Here is a 16,750-nt window from a genome sequence, read left to right on the forward strand (position 1 = left end):
TCGCTCCCACAGTGGTTCAGTGTTGCTGCAGGAGGTGTGTGTGGATCAGCTATAGTGCCGCGCGGGTTTTGTTATGGAGACATCCCATTGCGTATCGCTTTTCTCATTTCGATCTGGCTACTGAGCTTCGGCGCCATTGCGGCTCCGGGCGATGTGGCGACGCTCGATCGCAGCACCTGGCCGGAGAAACTCGGCAACCCGACACTGTTCGACGTGGCGTCCAGGGCCGAGATCCTCATGTTTTCCAGTGTCCTGTTGGCCAGCGAGTCGCTGGATGAACCCGCCCTGGCCCAACGCCTGGGCCTGCGCACGATCAATCTGGAGTCGGTCGACCGGGTTCGTCAGCGCATGTGGCAACGGCTGCTGGCCAACTACAACTTCGCCCAACAGAGTTGCGACCAGGATGCCTCCTTCTGTTTTCTGGTCGAAGACATGCCCACCTTGCGCGAGCAGGCTGCCAAATTCCAGGTCGGCGCAGACAGCTATTACATCAAGTGGGCCGAGCCGAGCCGTGTGTTCCACACCCAGTACCTGGACGAACAGCTGCGCAAGGCCGCTTTGTTCCCGCAAACCAGCAGCGAAGTCGATCATTTTGGCGACTATGAGCGCAGCGGCGACGGGATGCATGACCGGCTGTTTCTGCTGACCTTCGACAGTGCCGCCAACGCCGTGCCGGATAACACCGCCTGGGTCACCGAGTACCTGCGCAAGTCGAACATGAGCGGGACGTTCTTCGTCCTCGGCAAGGACATCCTGGCCCGTTTGGCCGAACATTCGGTGAGTAACCTGCAAGCGACCTACTCGAGCCAGTGCATCGGCATACAAGGCTGGGAGTTCCGTTCCCACAGCCACTGGCAGGACTGGCAGGACTCGGTGCGCCGCAGCGCCGAACTGGTCAAAAGCAAGTTGCCGGAGAACTACGTGCCCCTGTTCCGTCCGCCCGATGGCCAGCGCCGTTCCGATGCCGAAGGTTTCTTCAAGACTCAGGGGTTGCAGATAGCGCTGTGGGGCATCGACGCCCAGGACGGTGCCGGCAAACTCAAGGGCAACCCGAGTGCGCAACGGGTGCTGACCCTGATGCTGCTGTGGCGGCACGGGGTGATCAATTTCAATGTGAAACAGGATGCAGTGAAAACGGCGTTGCCGTGGCTGGTCACGCAAACGGCGCCTGTCGGGATCGGCTGGGAGGATTGCCAGGATGCGTTTCGCTGAAAATGACAAAACCCCGTAAACATTGGGTTTTTGGCAATTTTGGAAGGGGATTCGTTGCAGGTGGACTTCCGACTTTAAACGGGTGATGGCAGTCCGCCAAGTGCTATTGGTCAATCTGCAAAATAAACTTCAAAAAAGCGTCAAAGTACTTTTTTCTGTCACACGTTTTGGAGTATTACGAAGACAGACCGCCGAAACCTGCAACACAGGTGGCGTCTTCCAAGACCCCGCATGTATGCAGAACACTTGAGTCCCCGCAGGTGTATTCGGCAGTCACTTCGAGGCGCAGCACCGTCAAGGTATTGCGTCGAATGGCTCCCACAAAGGTGACCGAGTATGGATGATCACGGACGTAGCTCTTCTTCCAACCAGCCAATCCTTTATGTACTCGATACCAACGTATTGATTCACGATCCAAACGCGCTGCTTAACTTCGAAGAACACCACGTCGCGATCCCGATGACCGTGCTTGAAGAGCTCGACAAGCTCAAGAGCGGGCATCACAGCGTAGCCGCCGAATGCCGCCAGGCCATCCGCCTGATCGACAAGACTCTGGGCGATGCCTCACCCGAGGACGTCGAGCAGGGTGTGCCGATCCAGCGTGGCAAAAGCGGACCCAAGGGTTTGCTGTCAATTCTGATGAGCAAGCATGCCGAGCCGAACCTGATTCTGCCCGAGCACCTGAACGACAACAAAATCATCAATCAACTGATCGACCTGCACGCGCGCGATCCGAAGAAGCCCGTGGTGCTGGTCACCAAAGACATCAACATGCGCCTCAAGGCGCGCGCCTGCGGAATCGCGGCCGAGGACTACAGCACCGACCAACTGGTCGATGACGTGTCCTTGCTGCCCAATGGCTACCACAACATGACCGGCTCTTTCTGGGACCGCGTGAGCAAGGTTGAAACCCGTCAGGACCACGGCCGCACCTGGCATCAGGTGCAATTGATCGACAACCTGCCGGCGGTGCATATCAACGAATTCATCATTGATGAACAGGGCTTTGTCGGCTGGATCAAGGAGATTGAAGAGGACCGCTTGCTGATCCTCGACCTGCACCAGGAACCGCTGCTGCACCAGGAAGCCTGGGGCCTCAAGCCGCGTGATATCTATCAGAGCCTGGCGTTGTACGCCTTGCTCGATCCGGATATCCACCTGGTCAACCTGTCGGGTGCCGCGGGTTCGGGTAAAACCATCCTGGCGCTGGCCGCTGCGATCGAGCAGACCATGGTCAGCAAACGTTATCGCCGCATCATCGCTACCCGTAGCGTGCAGGGCCTGGATCAGGAAATCGGCTTTCTGCCCGGTACCGAGGCGGAAAAAATGGAGCCGTGGCTGGGCGCCATCACCGACAACCTCGAAGCCTTGCACATGGATGACGAAAGCACCCATGGCAGCGTCGACTACATCCTCAGCAAAGTGCCGTTGCAGTTCAAATCCCTCAACTACATCCGGGGCCGCAGCTTCCAGCAGAGCCTGATCCTGATCGACGAATGCCAGAACCTCACGCCGCACCAGATGAAAACCATCATCACCCGTGCCGGTGCCGGTTCCAAAGTGGTGTGCCTGGGCAACCTGGCACAGATCGACACCCCTTACCTGTCCGCGACCAGCTCCGGGCTGACCTACCTCACTGAACGCTTCAAGGACTTCCCGAACGGGGTGCACATCACCCTGCAAGGGGTACCACGTTCGATCCTGGCCGAATACGCCGAATCGCATCTGTAACTGTCCACCGAAACCGGGCGCCCGCAAGGTCGCCCGGTTTTTTGTACGCGAGGTAAAGGCTGTGCCTCAGGGCAGACCCAATACCGATGAATGTGTTTCTGCAAAGCCTGGGGCGAAAGCAGTCTTGTTTACAGAGGTTGCGAAAAATAGCCCTTGAGGGTTTCCGTAAGAATTGATTGAGCGTTCAATACCTCTTGGGTCGGCTCAGGCTGTGAGCTACTAAACTTTTTTCGCGCCCAACTGAAAAAGAAGGGGCCATCAATAATATATTCGTTGTGTTCCGACAAATATAACTTGGTCACGGAAGCATACCTGGGGAAAACGTGAAAATGCAGTTCATGATTGAGCTCGGAAATACGCATTATGTATATTTTTTCAGGAGAAAATAGAGTGTTTAACGCTCGCTCCGTAAATGCTAGCCCACTCATCAGTTCGGCACTTTCCTCTGCGCTTAGTTCTGCAAGTCTTGTTATGTCCCGCTTAAGAGAAATAATCATGTAGCCAGGGATGTCACAGTCCCGGCAATGAGAGATCATGATGTGTTTTCCTGAGTAAATTGTCCGTGCTGACATGACTAACCTTCCGTGTGCCAACCATGGTTAGCGTGTAGGGCCCGCGCCGTTGAGCTCCTTCCGGAGGTCGGCAGAAAAGTGAGCGTGTTCATGATTTCTTCAGGAGATCCTGGCTGATGACTGCCGGAAACTGCGCCGGGAGCAATAGCGTAGACTGGGATATTGGATTTACTGAGTACGCGTGCCAAAGACCTTTTGTGATACCACTGACTTGAGTTTGTAGGATCGTGAACTTTGTTGGTCAGTTTTTCTCGAATTAACAACTCGGTCAATCATTCAGTTGTAGGAAGTTTCACAGCAGGTTATTGGTGCGGACTTGCGGAGAATTCTTACGTCGAAATTTGTTATAGAGTAATCAGTAAGTTATCAACTGGTGAACAAGGTTGAGTCGTTCGACGATGTGAAAAAAAGCGCATTTCCAGTAGGGTTTTGTTACATGTATTTCTGTTGTTTGGCAGTGTTTGTAAGCTTAATAAGGAATCGCATTTGTAACAGTCCACCGGAACCGGGCGGCCGCAAGGTCGCCCGGTTTTTTATGCCCAACACAAATCCAAATGTAGGAGCGAGCCTGCTCGCGATGGACGTCAACGAAAACGCGTGCTGCCTGAATGACCGCGTTGTCCCTGCGTTTTTCGCGAGCAGGCTCGCTCCTACAGGGGATTTGTGACCCGATAATCGTGCGTGCGGAAAATTGACCCGCAGGTTTACAATCGACGCTCCTGATCAGGAGTAATCCCGTGCTGACTCATCTCGATTCCCAAGGTCGCGCCAACATGGTCGACGTCACTGAAAAAGCTGTGACGTTCCGTGAGGCGACCGCTCAAGCGCTGGTGCGCATGCTGCCCGAAACCCTGCAGATGATCGTCAGTGGCGGCCACCCCAAGGGTGATGTGTTTGCCGTGGCACGCATTGCCGGTATCCAGGCGGCGAAGAAAACCAGCGATCTGATTCCCCTGTGCCATCCGCTGATGCTGACCGGTGTCAAGGTCGAGCTCAGTGCCGAAGGCGAGGATTCGGTGCGTATCGTGGCGCGTTGCAAACTGTCAGGGCAGACCGGTGTCGAGATGGAGGCCCTGACCGCCGCCAGTGTCGCCGCGCTGACGATCTACGACATGTGCAAGGCGGTGGACCGTGGCATGACCATCGAAAGCGTGCGTCTGCTGGAGAAGGTCGGCGGCAAGAGCGGACATTTCCAGGCGGAGCAGTCATGAACGTTACCGTAAAGTTTTTCGCCCGTTATCGTGAAGCGCTGGGTCTGGATTCGGTGAAAGTAGAAGGCAGCTTCGCCACCGTCGACGACGTCCGCGCACTGTTGGCCCAACGTGACGGTGCCGAGGTGTTGAGCGAGCAGAACCTGATGTGCGCCCGCAACGAAGACCTGTGCCAGCTCGACGAACCGGTCAGCGACGGCGATGAAGTGGCGTTCTTTCCGACTGTGACCGGAGGCTGAACCATGGCGATTCGCGTGCAGTCCACGGCGTTCGACCCTGGGGCCGAAGTCAACGCCATGCACGATGCCAATGTCGGCGTGGGTGCAGTGGTGAGTTTTGTTGGCTACGTGCGCGACTTCAATGACGGCCTCGACGTCGCCGGGATGTTCCTCGAACACTATCCCGGCATGACTGAAAAAGCGTTGGGCAAGATCGCCATCGAGGCAGAGCAGCGCTGGCCGCTGCTCAAGCTGGAAGTGCTGCACCGCATCGGCGCCCTGGAGCCGGGCGAGCCGATTGTCTTCGTCGGCGCGGCCAGCGCCCATCGTCAGGCGGCATTCGACGCCTGCGCCTTTGTCATGGATTACCTGAAAACCCGTGCGCCGTTCTGGAAGAAAGAAAACACCAGTGACGGGCCGCGTTGGGTCGAGGGGCGTGACAGTGATCATGCGGCGGCGGATCGCTGGAAGCAGTAGTTTCTGCGGCGTTCTTTAGTCAGTCGTCGCGGGCAAGCCCGCTCCCACAGGGTTCTGCGTCGTACACAAAGTTTGTGTTCATCCAGATCCACTGTGGGAGCGAGCTTGCTCGCGATGAGGCCTTTCGATTCAACCAATCACTCCCGGATTCACCACCCGACCATCGGCCGGAACGGGCTGCATTTACCTCATTGACGGTTCATACATAAAAGTCCAGTATGGAATTATAAGTACAAAAAAGGTTTCCACCCGTTTCAGCTTTTTCTTCTGTCTTGCCAAACCAACAACAACCGCGAGAAAACGAACATGAAGAAGTTCCCCCTCATTACCGGTCTGGCCCTGAGCCTGTTGGCGTGCAGCTCTGTGTTCGCCGCCGAGAAAACCCTGCGCATCGGTATCGAAGCGGCGTATCCACCGTTCGCCTCGAAAACCGACAAAGGCGAAATCGTCGGTTTCGACTATGATATCGGCAATGCCTTGTGCGCACAGATGAAGGCCAAGTGTGTGTGGGTCGAAGGTGAGTTCGATGGTCTGATTCCGTCCCTGAAGGTGAAGAAAATCGACATGGCGCTGTCGTCCATGACCATCAATGAAGACCGCAAGAAGTCGGTGGACTTCACCCACAAGTACTATTTCACCTCGTCGCGTCTGGTGATGAAGGACGGCGCGGTGGTGGATGACCAGTACGCCAGCCTCAAGGGCAAGACTGTCGGTGTGCAGCGCGCCACCACCACCGACCGTTACGCCTCCGAGGTATTCGAGCCCAAGGGCATCAACGTCAAGCGCTACAGCAACAACGAAGAAATCTACATGGATCTGGCCGCCGGTCGCCTCGACGCGATTTTTGCCGACACCATTCCACTGAATGACTTCCTGTCGATGCCGCGAGGCAAGGGTTACGCCTTTGTCGGGCCGGAGCTCAAAGATCCGAAATATGTGGGCGAGGGTGCCGGGATTGCAGTGCGCAAGGGCAACACCGAGTTGGTCAGCGAGCTGAACACGGCCATTGATGGCATTCGCGCCAGTGGTGAGTACCAGAAGATTTCCGAGAAGTACTTCAAGTCTGATATCTACGGCGACTGACAAACCGCCATCGCGAGCAAGCTCGCTCCCACAGGTTCAGTGGTGTACATATCTCTTGCGCACGACTCGGACACTGTGGGAGCGAGCTTGCTCGCGATGAGGCCCTGCCAGCCAGTACATCTCTCAGGGTTCAGCCCTTCAATTCCTTCAAATGCTTGTACACCGTCGCCCGGCCCATGTTCAGCACATTGGCCACGTAGTTCGAGGCGCTTTTGCCCTTGAACGCGCCTTCGGCGTGCAACGCCAGCACCAGTTCACGCTTGTGGTCGCGGGTCAGCAGATTCAGGCTCAACTGGCGCTCACGCAGCCAGGCGTGGAGGAAGGTGTTGATCCGCTCCTGCCAGTCATCGCGGAACAGTGCATCCGGTTGCGGGATCAGCTTGGTCGGCGACAGGAACAGGTCCAAAGCGGCCTTGGCATTTTCGAACAACGAAATATTCAGGTTGATGCACAGCACCGCCAGCGGATGACCTTCGCTGTCCCGTAGCACCGTGCTGAGGCTGCGAATCTTCTGACCATCCCAGTTGAGCTTTTCGTACGGCCCGATATTTCGTTCGCTGACATCGTCGCTGAGCATGTCTTCCAGCGCCGAGTCGTCGCCGATTTCCCGCTTGGACAGGTTGTTGGCGATGTAGTCGACCTTTTGCGTGCGCAGGTCGTGCAGCACCACTTCGGCGTGGGGGAAAAACAACGTGGCAATGGCGTCGGCGATCGCGTGGAAGTTATCCAGGGACGTGTCGTCCAGGGCCGAGTCTTTTTCGAGGGCGTTCATACAGTGGAACTCCAGGCAGCGTCAGCGCCCCATCAAAGGGGCGCTGAAAGTGTGCCGTAATCGTGTGGGCACGTCACCTGAGGATCAGGATCAGCCGAGGCGGGCAGGGGAGAGCATTTCGGCATTCAGGCCGAAACGGCCGAGCGACTCGGGCAACGCTACACCGCGCACCAGTGCCGCGCTGGCCTGGCCCATGGCCGGCGAAGTCTGGATGCCATAACCGCCTTGTGCCGCGACCCAGAACAACCCCGCTACCTGTGGGTCGAAGCCGGACAACAGGTCGCCGTCGCTGACGAAGCTGCGCAGGCCGGCCCAGGTGCGGGTCGGGCGGCGAATGGTCAGGGTCGTGGCTTCTTCGATCTGGTAGATGCCCATGGCGATGTCCAGCTCTTCGGGCTGCACGTCGTGGGGTTCCACCGGGTCGGCGTTGGCCGGCGAGCCGAGGAACATCCCGGCGTCGGGTTTCATGTAGAAGGATTCGTCGAGGCTGACCAGCATCGGCCAATGGTGGATGTCCACGCCTTCGGGGCCGGCGAAGATGAACGCGGCACGGCGTTTGGGTTGCAGGCCCAGCGGTTTGGCGCCGGCCAGTTCGCCGATCTTGTCGGCCCAGGCGCCGGCGGCGTTGATGATGATTGGCGCGCTGAACGTCTGGCTGTTGGTCTGAACGTGCCATACACCTTGGCCGTCGCGGCTCAGGCCGACGACTTCGCTGTCGGTATGCACTTCGCCCTGGTTGCGGCGGATACCGCGCAAATAGCCCTGGTGCAGGGCGTCGGTGTCGATGTCGCTGGCGGTCGGGTCGTAGATGGCGCCGTGGACCTTTTCCCGGCGCAGGATCGGCACCAGCGCGCAGGCCTCGTCGGCGCCGAGCAATTGCATTTCCGGCACCGTGGTTTTTGCGCTCTGGTATTGCCTGTTCAGTTCGTCCGGGTCGCCGGTCAAGTCCACGGTCATTTCGCCCCGCGGGGTCAGCAGCGGGTGTTCGCAGAAACCACTGGGCGGGTTGTCGAAAAAGTCCCGGCTGGCCAGGGTCAGCGCCCGCACTTGCGGGGTGCCGTAGGCCGCGGTGTACAGCGCCGCCGAACGGCCGGTGGAGTGATAGGCCGGATGGGATTCGCGTTCGAGCACGATCACGCGGCCGTGCTGCGACAACCAGAAACCTGTGGAAGCACCGGCAATTCCGCCGCCGATGATGATGAAGTCTGCCTGGCTCATGAACGTCTCCTGATGGGGCGTAAGTGCCTATGGTGAAGAAATTTTCTGTGGGAGCGAGCTTGCTCGCGATTGCGGTCAATCATTCAGCATGGATGTCGACTGACTTGACGCTATCGCGAGCAAGCTCGCTCCCACAGATGAGTGGTGGTGTCAGTGAGATAGGCGATAGATGGCATTGGCCAGCGCAATGTCTTCCAGGCCCAGGCCGATGGAGCGGAAAAACACGTGACGGTCGTAGTCGGGGCGCTGCACCTTCTCGCTGAGCAGGTCGGGCAGATCGCCGACAATCGCGCCCTTGTCCCAGCCGTGCCGTTCGGCGGCGATCAGCATTTCACCGGCCGAGCCCGGGGTGGTCAGACGATAGTCGCAGAAAACCTGCATGTCGTTGAGGCTCTGCGGCGGCACTTCGTGGGCACGCGGCGCATTGGTGCTGATGGAGGTGATCAACGCCGGTTTGCGCAAGCTCGACGGATCGATCACCGGACCGGCGGACGAGGTGCAGAGCATGATCACGTCGGCGTCCTGAACGGCAGCTTCGCGGCTGTCGACGATGTTCAGGCGTGGCTCGATGTTTTTCAGCAGGCTCACGGTTTCGGCATCTTCGCCCAAGCTCGGCGAGTACAGGCTGATGCTCTGCCAGTCGCGCAGGCCTTTCACGTAGTGCAGGTGCGCCTGGGCCACTTTACCGCTGCCGATGATGGCCAGACGATTGGCTGTGAGTGGCGCCAGGGCGTCGACTGCCACGGCGGTGGTGGCCGCCGTGCGCGCGGTGGTCAGTTCTCCGGCATCGCACAGCAACAGCGGCTGGCCGGTCTGCATCGACATCAGCAGCGTCCATGCAGTCACCAGCGGCCCCTGTTCACGGACGATGTACGGTGACGTCTTGATCCCGTACACGCCGTCTTCGGCCAGCACGCCCAGGTAATTGATGAAGTCGCCGGCGCCCTGCGGGAACTCCACCAGTTGCTGCGCCGGTTGCACCGCTTGCCCGGCGGCCAGGTCGCGGAACAGTTTGCGCAGGATCTGCGGTACATCGACCTGCGTCAGTAGCTCGCGAGCCTGGGCTTGGGGGATCACTTGGGGCGTGCTGGACATGGTCGGCTCCGGAGTTTGAATTAAACTAATTTGTCTATTATGGACTTTTAGTTATCGCGAGCAAGCTCCTGTTGAAAAAAAGCCGGGCGAAAAAAAAGCGCAGTCCGTTTCCGGCTGCGCTTGTCTTTTCAGCGTCGCTTAATGAGGACGCTTGCGTTCAACGGCCCGCAACAGATGCGTCGGTGGCGTTTCACAGCTGATCTTGCGCCCCAGCTTTTCCTCGATGGACGGTAGCTGGTAGGAGTCGTCTTCACCGGCAAAGCTGATGGACACACCGTCGGCACCCGCACGACCGGTACGACCGATGCGGTGCACGTAGTCGTCCGGCACTTCCGGCAGGGTGAAGTTGATCACGTGGCTGATGCCGTCGATGTGGATACCGCGACCGGCCACATCGGTGGCGACCAGTACGCGGATCTTGCCTTCGCGGAAGCCTTCGAGGGTCTTGATGCGCTTGTGCTGCGGCACGTCGCCGGACAGTTGCGCGGCGTTGATGCCGTCGCGCACCAGGCGTTCTTCGATGCGCCGCACTTCATCCTTGCGGTTGGCGAAGACAATGACCCGCTCCCAACCATTGTCGTTGACCAGGTTGTAGAGCAGTTTGTACTTGTCGGCACCGGCCACCGCGTAGATGTGCTGCTCGACGTTTTCGTTGGCAACGTTCTGCGACTCGATCTCGACGATCGACGGATCGGTGGTCCATTGCTTGGCCAGGTTCATCACGTCTTCGGTGAAGGTCGCGGAGAACAGCAGCGTCTGGCGCTCGGACTTCGGCGGCGTCTGGCGAATGATCTGGCGCACTTGCGGGATGAAGCCCATGTCGAGCATGCGGTCGGCCTCGTCCAGCACCATCACTTCGACCATGTCCAGATGCACGTCGCCGCGCTGGTTGAAGTCCAGCAGGCGGCCCGGCGTGGCCACGAGGATGTCGCAGTGGCGGGCTTCGAGGTGCTTGAGCTGCTTGTCGAAGTCCATGCCACCGACGAACGTCATGACGTTTAGGCCGGTGTACTTGGTCAGGTCGGCGGCGTCCTTGGCGATCTGCACCACCAGTTCGCGGGTCGGCGCGATGATCAGTGCCCGTGGCTCACCCATGTAGCGCTCTTTCGGCGGCGGGGTTTGCAGCAACTGGGTGATGATCGAGATCAGGAACGCAGCGGTCTTGCCGGTACCGGTCTGGGCGCGGCCGATGGCGTCTTTGCCCGCGAGGGTGAAGCCCAGCACCTGTGCCTGGATCGGCGTGCAATACGGGAAGCCCAGATCCTGGATGGCGTGCATCAGTTCAGGGGCGAGTTTGAAATCGTGGAAGCGGGTCTTGCCTTCCTGGGGTTCGACGACGAAGTCTTCGAGTTTCCATGGGATGACCGGTGCCTTGGGCTTGGGTTCGCGGCGCGGTTTGGCGGGTTTCGGCGTGTCGCTGCGCGGCTGCTCCGGGGCTGTGATCGCCGCAGGCTGGGCGTCTTCTACGGTCTTCGGCTCGTGCTTGGGTGCAGTCGTGGTGGCGGTCCGTTCAGACTGATTGCCGTCGGTGCGGTGGCCGGGAGCGTGAGACGGAGCGCTGGGGACTGGCGCGAGTTGCTCAGTCTCGCTTTTACCGAACATTTTCTTGAGTGCTTTGAGCACGGTCATCTCATCAATTGGTTAAGGAATGTACGCCGGGCAGTGTAATGCAAGAATCGGGCGCGGCGTAGTGGGATGGATCAAAGGGCGCTTTTAAACAGAAATGCTTAACGCAAGCGCTCGGCGAGCCAGACGCCGATGTCGCGAATTTCTTCGGGTAACACTTCGTGACCCATTGGGTATTCCTGCCATGTCACGGTGACACCACGCAGCTTCAAATGCTCGTAGGCGCTGCGCCCCATCGAGTTCTGCACCACATCGTCGTACTGGCCGTGCAGGCACAGCACTGGAATGCGCTGCTGGCTGGCGGACATTTCCAGTTGGTCACTGAAAGTCGGTGCATAAGTGGAGAGGGCGAGTACGCCACCCAATGGTCCCTGCCATTTCAGAAACGCGGTGTGGAGCACCACCGCACCACCCTGTGAAAAACCTGCCAGGAAAATCCGCGAGGCGTCTATTCCGCTGGCCTTCTGCGTTTCGATCAGTTCGATGATCCAGTTGGCAGATTCTTCCAATTGCTCGCGGTTGATCGCGCGCGCGGGGCTCATGGCCAATATGTCGTACCAACTCGGCATCTCGTATCCGCCATTGATGGTGACGGCGCGGCTCGGCGCCTGGGGCAAAACAAAGCGGGTGCTCAACAGGGTTTCCTGCAGGGCTTCGGCCACTGGCAGGAAGTCGTAGCGATCGGCACCCAGGCCGTGCAGCCAGATAACGCAGGCATCTGCGGTCTTGACGGGTTCAAGAATCAAGGGGTTGGTCATGGCTGCTCCAAAAGTGTGCGTGCGCTCTTATTGAGTGCTAAGGCTGAGTGCGTGTCTGGTTGATCAGTTACGAAGATGTCGCAAGGTTACAAGTTTTGCTATTGACCTGCAGCTGAACCGCTTCGGAGAGCAGTGTGGTACGGGCTTTGCTATGGCGAAGTCTGTATGAAAAATCCCACGCCTGTCGGTAACACTATCAGGCCAAGGTTATTAGTGGGATTGAAAAGAATCCGGTGATGGATGTTCGCCAAAGGCCGATATGGGGCTTCGCGAACGTGAAAGGGCTACAGCCCGTTCGGCCGACTGGTGAGAGTGAGTTTTCCATGACGTGGATTTTCTCCTACTAGACTCATAGCTAACGTCTTACGTCGGTTGACCCCCAAAACAAGCCAACACGGGTCGACTACGCCTCAAAAGGGTGCGACAGGACTCACGCTCCGACACAACAAGAGCAAAACTGGAGGTTTGAATGAAGATGTTGAAATCCACCCTGGCTATCGTGACTGCAGCCGCAGTACTCGGTGTCAGCGGGTTTGCCCAGGCGGGCGCAACCCTGGATGCAGTGATGAAGAAAGGTTTCGTGCAGTGTGGCGTCAGCGATGGCTTGCCAGGCTTCTCGGTTCCGGATTCCACCGGCAAGATCGTGGGTATCGATGCTGACTACTGCCGTGCAGTAGCGGCGGCAGTCTTCGGCGACGCGACCAAGGTCAAGTTCAGCCAGTTGAACGCCAAGGAGCGCTTCACCGCGCTGCAGTCCGGCGAAATCGACATTCTGTCGCGCAACACCACCATGACCAGCTCCCGTGACGCGGGCATGGGCCTGAAATTCCCGGGCTTCATTACCTACTACGACGGTATCGGCTTCCTGGTAAACAACAAGCTGGGCGTCAAGAGCGCCAAGGAACTGGACGGTGCAACCATCTGCATCCAGGCCGGTACCACTACCGAGCTGAACGTTTCCGACTACTTCCGCGGCAACGGCCTGAAATACACCCCGATCACCTTCGACACCTCCGACGAAAGCGCCAAGTCGCTGGAATCCGGTCGTTGCGACGTACTGACCTCCGACAAATCCCAGCTGTTCGCCCAGCGCAGCAAGCTGGCTTCGCCGAAGGACTACGTGGTTCTGCCGGAAACCATTTCCAAGGAGCCTCTGGGCCCGGTCGTGCGTAATGGCGACGACGAGTGGCTGGCCATCGTGCGCTGGACTGGCTACGCCATGCTCAACGCTGAAGAAGCCGGCATCACTTCGAAGAACGTCGAAGCCGAAGCCAAGGGCACCAAGAACCCTGACGTTGCCCGTCTGCTGGGTACCGACGGTGAATACGGCAAAGACCTGAAAGTGAAGAAAGACTGGGTCGTGCAGATCATCAAGCAAGTCGGCAACTACGGCGAAGTGTTCGAGAAAAACCTCGGCAAGAGCACTCCGCTGGAAATCGACCGCGGGCTGAACGCTCTGTGGAACGCTGGCGGCATTCAATACGCACCACCAGTGCGCTGATGGTTCTATCACCCGGTGGGCCAACCACCGGGTGATGTTCTGTTCCATTATTTCCGGGGCACTTCATGCAAAATTCAATCGGCGCACCAAAGCAGAGGCTCAGCCTCAGCGATCCACGCGTGCGTGCTTGGGTATTCCAGATCATCACGATTATCGCGGTGGTCTCGCTGGGCTGGTATCTGTTCGATAACACCCAGACCAACCTGCAACACCGGGGCATTACCTCCGGTTTCGACTTTCTGGAGCGCAGTGCCGGTTTCGGCATCGCTCAACACCTGATCGACTACACCGAAGCGGACACATACGCCCGGGTGTTTGTCATTGGTCTGCTCAACACCTTGCTGGTGACCTTCATCGGCGTGATCCTGGCGACGATCCTGGGTTTCATCGTGGGTGTGGCGCGGCTGTCGAAGAACTGGATCATCGCCAAGCTGGCGACGGTGTATGTGGAAGTCTTCCGCAACATTCCGCCGCTGCTGCAGATCCTGTTCTGGTACTTCGCGGTGTTCCTGACCATGCCGGGGCCGCGCAACAGTCATAACTTCGGCGACACCTTCTTCGTCAGCAGCCGTGGCCTGAACATGCCGGCTGCGTTGATGGCGGACGGCTTCTGGCCGTTTATGACCAGTGTTGTAGTCGCCATCGTCGCCATCGTGCTGATGAGCCGCTGGGCCACCAAGCGCTTCGAAGCCACCGGTGTGCCGTTCCACAAGTTCTGGGTTGGCCTTGCGATGTTCCTGGTCATCCCTGCGCTGTGCGCGCTGATTTTCGGTGCACCGGTGCACTGGGAAATGCCGAAGCTGCAAGGCTTCAATTTCGTCGGCGGCTGGGTGTTGATCCCGGAACTGCTGGCGCTGACGCTGGCTTTGACCGTGTACACCGCGGCGTTCATCGCCGAGATCGTGCGTTCGGGCATCAAGTCGGTCAGCCACGGCCAGACCGAAGCGGCGCACTCCCTCGGCCTGCGCAACGGTCCGACCCTGCGCAAGGTGATCATCCCGCAAGCCCTGCGCGTGATCATCCCGCCGCTGACCAGCCAATACCTGAACCTGGCGAAGAACTCCTCGCTGGCGGCCGGTATCGGTTATCCGGAAATGGTCTCGCTGTTTGCCGGGACCGTGCTCAACCAGACCGGCCAGGCGATCGAGGTGATTGCCATCACCATGAGCGTGTACCTGGCGATCAGTATCAGCATTTCCCTGCTGATGAACTGGTACAACAAGCGCATTGCGCTGATCGAGCGGTAAGGAAAAGCGCATGAGTACTCATACTTTCAAACCCGACATGCCACCGCCGGCCAAGGTCTTCGGCCCGATGGCGTGGATGCGCGCGAACATGTTCTCCAGCTGGCTCAACACCCTGCTGACCCTGTTTGCGTTCTACCTCATCTACCTGGTGGTACCGCCGATCCTGCAGTGGGCGATCCTTGACGCCAACTGGGTCGGCACCAGCCAGGCCGACTGCACGAAGGAGGGCGCCTGCTGGGTGTTCATCCAACAGCGCTTCGGCCAGTTCATGTACGGCTACTACCCGCCGGTACTGCGCTGGCGCGTGGATCTGACGGTGTGGCTGGCGATTGTCGGCGTGGCGCCGTTGTTCATCTCGCGCTTTCACCATAAGGCGGTGTACGGGCTGAGCTTCCTGGTGCTGTACCCGATCATTGCCTGGTGTCTGCTGCATGGCGGCGTATTGGGTCTGGACGCCGTGGCGACCAGCCAGTGGGGCGGCCTGATGCTGACCCTGGTGATTGCCACCGTCGGCATCGCCGGTGCGTTGCCGCTGGGGATCGTCCTGGCGCTGGGCCGTCGTTCGAACATGCCGGCGATTCGCGTGGTCTGCGTGACCTTCATCGAGTTCTGGCGCGGCGTGCCGTTGATCACGGTGCTGTTCATGTCCTCGGTGATGCTGCCGTTGTTCCTGCCGGAAGGCATGAACTTCGACAAGCTGCTGCGGGCGCTGATCGGCGTGATTTTGTTCCAGTCGGCCTATGTGGCCGAAGTGGTGCGCGGTGGTCTGCAGGCGATTCCAAAAGGTCAGTACGAGGCCGCTGCCGCGATGGGCCTGGGTTACTGGCGCAGCATGGGTCTGGTGATTCTGCCGCAGGCCCTGAAACTGGTGATCCCTGGCATCGTCAACACCTTCATTGCGCTGTTCAAGGACACGAGCCTGGTGATCATCATCGGCCTGTTCGACCTGCTCAACAGCGTCAAGCAAGCCGCCGCCGACCCGAAATGGCTGGGCATGGCCACCGAAGGCTATGTGTTCGCCGCCCTGGTGTTCTGGATTTTCTGTTTTGGTATGTCGCGCTATTCCATGCATCTGGAACGCAAGCTCGACACTGGCCACAAGCGCTAAGTCGCTACCTAATTTAGGAAGTTTTGTGATGAGCGAAGCAATCAAACAGCCTGTGAGCCCTGAAGGCATTATTCAGATGCAGGGCGTGAACAAGTGGTACGGTCAGTTTCACGTACTCAAGGACATCAACCTCAACGTCAAGCAGGGCGAGCGTATCGTGCTGTGCGGCCCGTCGGGTTCCGGAAAGTCCACCACCATCCGCTGCCTCAACCGTCTGGAAGAGCACCAGCAGGGCCGCATCGTGGTCGATGGCGTGGAGCTGACCAACGACCTCAAGCAGATCGAAGCGATCCGCCGTGAAGTCGGCATGGTGTTCCAGCACTTCAACCTGTTCCCGCACCTGACCATCTTGCAGAACTGCACCCTGGCGCCGATGTGGGTGCGCAAGATGCCCAAGCGCAAGGCCGAGGAAATTGCCATGCACTACCTGGAACGCGTACGCATTCCGGAGCAGGCGCACAAGTACCCGGGGCAACTGTCCGGCGGTCAGCAACAGCGTGTGGCGATCGCTCGCGCGCTGTGCATGAAGCCGAAGATCATGCTGTTCGACGAACCGACGTCGGCACTCGACCCGGAGATGGTGAAAGAGGTACTGGACACCATGATCGGCCTGGCCGAAGACGGCATGACCATGCTCTGCGTGACCCATGAAATGGGCTTCGCGCGTACCGTGGCCAACCGCGTGATCTTCATGGACAAGGGCGAAATCGTCGAACAGGCAGCGCCGAACGACTTCTTCGACAAGCCGCAGAACGAGCGCACCAAGCTGTTCCTGAGCCAGATCCTGCATTGATCAGCCCCTGGCACTGAAATAAACCCGGACTGAGTTCCGGGTTTATTTTTGTCTGCGGAAAACTCATACCCCTGTAGGAGCGAGCTTGCTCGCGATGGGCTGGAGAGCGCTGCGGGGTGCCTGCCAAC

At 58.7% G+C, this 16,750-nt stretch carries 16 protein-coding genes; 10 read left to right on the forward strand and 6 right to left on the reverse strand.

Features of this window, described 5'->3' with window-relative positions:
- Positions 1 to 87: 87 nt before the first annotated feature.
- Together AC1RP7_RS09535 and AC1RP7_RS09540 are read left to right on the forward strand one after the other, a co-directional pair.
- Complete coding sequence (locus AC1RP7_RS09535; RefSeq protein WP_218494236.1) at positions 88 to 1,212, forward strand: polysaccharide deacetylase family protein; 1,125 nt, start codon at positions 88 to 90, stop codon at positions 1,210 to 1,212.
- A 336-nt stretch (positions 1,213 to 1,548) separates the two neighbouring features.
- Positions 1,549 to 2,943 carry a PhoH family protein gene (locus AC1RP7_RS09540; protein ID WP_008050144.1) on the forward strand — a complete coding sequence of 465 codons (1,395 nt, stop codon included), beginning with the start codon at positions 1,549 to 1,551 and terminating at the stop codon, positions 2,941 to 2,943.
- Positions 2,944 to 3,071: 128 nt separating this feature from the next.
- Here the strand turns inward: AC1RP7_RS09540 and AC1RP7_RS09545 are convergent, their stop codons facing one another.
- Positions 3,072 to 3,515 (reverse strand): HIT family protein, encoded by a 444-nt coding sequence (locus tag AC1RP7_RS09545; RefSeq protein WP_493181257.1) that lies wholly within the window; start codon positions 3,513 to 3,515, stop codon positions 3,072 to 3,074.
- A 737-nt stretch (positions 3,516 to 4,252) separates the two neighbouring features.
- Between AC1RP7_RS09545 and moaC the strand changes: the two genes are divergently transcribed.
- The 4 genes from moaC to AC1RP7_RS09565 all read left to right on the forward strand — a co-directional run bounded on the left by moaC (position 4,253) and on the right by AC1RP7_RS09565 (position 6,504).
- Positions 4,253 to 4,726 (forward strand): cyclic pyranopterin monophosphate synthase MoaC, encoded by a 474-nt coding sequence (gene moaC, locus AC1RP7_RS09550; protein WP_057713392.1) that lies wholly within the window; start codon positions 4,253 to 4,255, stop codon positions 4,724 to 4,726.
- Positions 4,723 to 4,965: a molybdopterin converting factor subunit 1 gene (gene moaD, locus AC1RP7_RS09555; protein ID WP_493181256.1), complete on the forward strand. Its 243-nt coding sequence runs from the start codon at positions 4,723 to 4,725 to the stop codon at positions 4,963 to 4,965. Before moaC ends, moaD begins: the two co-directional genes overlap by 4 nt.
- 3 nt (positions 4,966 to 4,968) lie before the next feature.
- Positions 4,969 to 5,421: a molybdopterin synthase catalytic subunit MoaE gene (gene moaE, locus AC1RP7_RS09560; RefSeq protein WP_007989960.1), complete on the forward strand. Its 453-nt coding sequence runs from the start codon at positions 4,969 to 4,971 to the stop codon at positions 5,419 to 5,421.
- 306 nt (positions 5,422 to 5,727) lie between these two features.
- The gene (locus AC1RP7_RS09565; RefSeq protein WP_057713394.1) at positions 5,728 to 6,504 is read left to right on the forward strand and encodes an ABC transporter substrate-binding protein; all 777 of its coding nucleotides are present in this window, start codon (positions 5,728 to 5,730) and stop codon (positions 6,502 to 6,504) included.
- A 130-nt stretch (positions 6,505 to 6,634) separates the two neighbouring features.
- Here AC1RP7_RS09565 and AC1RP7_RS09570 read toward each other — a convergent pair whose 3' ends face one another.
- The 5 genes from AC1RP7_RS09570 to AC1RP7_RS09590 form a co-directional block, all read right to left on the reverse strand.
- On the reverse strand, positions 6,635 to 7,276 hold the full coding sequence (locus tag AC1RP7_RS09570) for a helix-turn-helix transcriptional regulator (RefSeq protein ID WP_407514535.1): 642 nt from the start codon (positions 7,274 to 7,276) through the stop codon (positions 6,635 to 6,637).
- 90 nt (positions 7,277 to 7,366) lie between these two features.
- Positions 7,367 to 8,494, reverse strand: coding sequence for an NAD(P)/FAD-dependent oxidoreductase (locus AC1RP7_RS09575; protein ID WP_493181255.1), 1,128 nt, complete (start codon positions 8,492 to 8,494; stop codon positions 7,367 to 7,369).
- Between the two features lie 150 nt (positions 8,495 to 8,644).
- Complete coding sequence (locus tag AC1RP7_RS09580; RefSeq protein WP_493181254.1) at positions 8,645 to 9,589, reverse strand: ornithine cyclodeaminase family protein; 945 nt, start codon at positions 9,587 to 9,589, stop codon at positions 8,645 to 8,647.
- 138 nt (positions 9,590 to 9,727) lie between these two features.
- Positions 9,728 to 11,218: an ATP-dependent RNA helicase RhlB gene (gene rhlB, locus AC1RP7_RS09585; RefSeq protein WP_090457577.1), complete on the reverse strand. Its 1,491-nt coding sequence runs from the start codon at positions 11,216 to 11,218 to the stop codon at positions 9,728 to 9,730.
- A gap of 98 nt (positions 11,219 to 11,316) precedes the next feature.
- Entirely contained in the window at positions 11,317 to 11,973 is a 657-nt protein-coding gene (locus AC1RP7_RS09590; protein ID WP_057713399.1) for an alpha/beta hydrolase, read from the reverse strand.
- 469 nt (positions 11,974 to 12,442) lie between these two features.
- Here AC1RP7_RS09590 and AC1RP7_RS09595 point away from each other — a divergent pair, with 469 nt between their 5' ends.
- From AC1RP7_RS09595 to AC1RP7_RS09610, 4 genes are all read left to right on the forward strand, one after another.
- Positions 12,443 to 13,474 (forward strand): amino acid ABC transporter substrate-binding protein, encoded by a 1,032-nt coding sequence (locus AC1RP7_RS09595; protein WP_008018591.1) that lies wholly within the window; start codon positions 12,443 to 12,445, stop codon positions 13,472 to 13,474.
- Positions 13,475 to 13,539: 65 nt separating this feature from the next.
- Positions 13,540 to 14,721 carry an amino acid ABC transporter permease gene (locus AC1RP7_RS09600; protein ID WP_057713400.1) on the forward strand — a complete coding sequence of 394 codons (1,182 nt, stop codon included), beginning with the start codon at positions 13,540 to 13,542 and terminating at the stop codon, positions 14,719 to 14,721.
- 10 nt (positions 14,722 to 14,731) lie between these two features.
- A complete protein-coding gene (locus tag AC1RP7_RS09605) occupies positions 14,732 to 15,829 on the forward strand; it encodes an amino acid ABC transporter permease (protein ID WP_057713401.1) in 1,098 nt (365 codons plus the stop codon).
- A 28-nt stretch (positions 15,830 to 15,857) separates the two neighbouring features.
- A complete protein-coding gene (locus tag AC1RP7_RS09610; protein WP_007989979.1) occupies positions 15,858 to 16,622 on the forward strand; it encodes an amino acid ABC transporter ATP-binding protein in 765 nt (254 codons plus the stop codon).
- The last annotated feature ends 128 nt before the right edge of the window (positions 16,623 to 16,750 follow it).

The organism is Pseudomonas sp. GW822-FHT01E03 (genome assembly GCF_058802985.1).

What these genes read in the sequence shown, in the direction of transcription:
- moaD (WP_493181256.1), top strand. Translation starts at nt 4,723, where the DNA reads ATGAACGTTACCGTAAAGTTTTTCGCCCGTTATCGTGAAGCGCTGGGT.
- AC1RP7_RS09595 (WP_008018591.1), top strand. Translation starts at nt 12,443, where the DNA reads ATGAAGATGTTGAAATCCACCCTGGCTATCGTGACTGCAGCCGCAGTA.
- AC1RP7_RS09565 (WP_057713394.1), top strand. Translation starts at nt 5,728, where the DNA reads ATGAAGAAGTTCCCCCTCATTACCGGTCTGGCCCTGAGCCTGTTGGCG.
- AC1RP7_RS09540 (WP_008050144.1), top strand. Translation starts at nt 1,549, where the DNA reads ATGGATGATCACGGACGTAGCTCTTCTTCCAACCAGCCAATCCTTTAT.
- AC1RP7_RS09600 (WP_057713400.1), top strand. Translation starts at nt 13,540, where the DNA reads ATGCAAAATTCAATCGGCGCACCAAAGCAGAGGCTCAGCCTCAGCGAT.
- AC1RP7_RS09605 (WP_057713401.1), top strand. Translation starts at nt 14,732, where the DNA reads ATGAGTACTCATACTTTCAAACCCGACATGCCACCGCCGGCCAAGGTC.
- AC1RP7_RS09580 (WP_493181254.1), bottom strand. Translation starts at nt 9,589, where the DNA reads ATGTCCAGCACGCCCCAAGTGATCCCCCAAGCCCAGGCTCGCGAGCTA.
- AC1RP7_RS09610 (WP_007989979.1), top strand. Translation starts at nt 15,858, where the DNA reads ATGAGCGAAGCAATCAAACAGCCTGTGAGCCCTGAAGGCATTATTCAG.
- AC1RP7_RS09575 (WP_493181255.1), bottom strand. Translation starts at nt 8,494, where the DNA reads ATGAGCCAGGCAGACTTCATCATCATCGGCGGCGGAATTGCCGGTGCT.
- AC1RP7_RS09590 (WP_057713399.1), bottom strand. Translation starts at nt 11,973, where the DNA reads ATGACCAACCCCTTGATTCTTGAACCCGTCAAGACCGCAGATGCCTGC.
- moaE (WP_007989960.1), top strand. Translation starts at nt 4,969, where the DNA reads ATGGCGATTCGCGTGCAGTCCACGGCGTTCGACCCTGGGGCCGAAGTC.
- AC1RP7_RS09570 (WP_407514535.1), bottom strand. Translation starts at nt 7,276, where the DNA reads ATGAACGCCCTCGAAAAAGACTCGGCCCTGGACGACACGTCCCTGGAT.
- rhlB (WP_090457577.1), bottom strand. Translation starts at nt 11,218, where the DNA reads ATGACCGTGCTCAAAGCACTCAAGAAAATGTTCGGTAAAAGCGAGACT.
- AC1RP7_RS09545 (WP_493181257.1), bottom strand. Translation starts at nt 3,515, where the DNA reads ATGTCAGCACGGACAATTTACTCAGGAAAACACATCATGATCTCTCAT.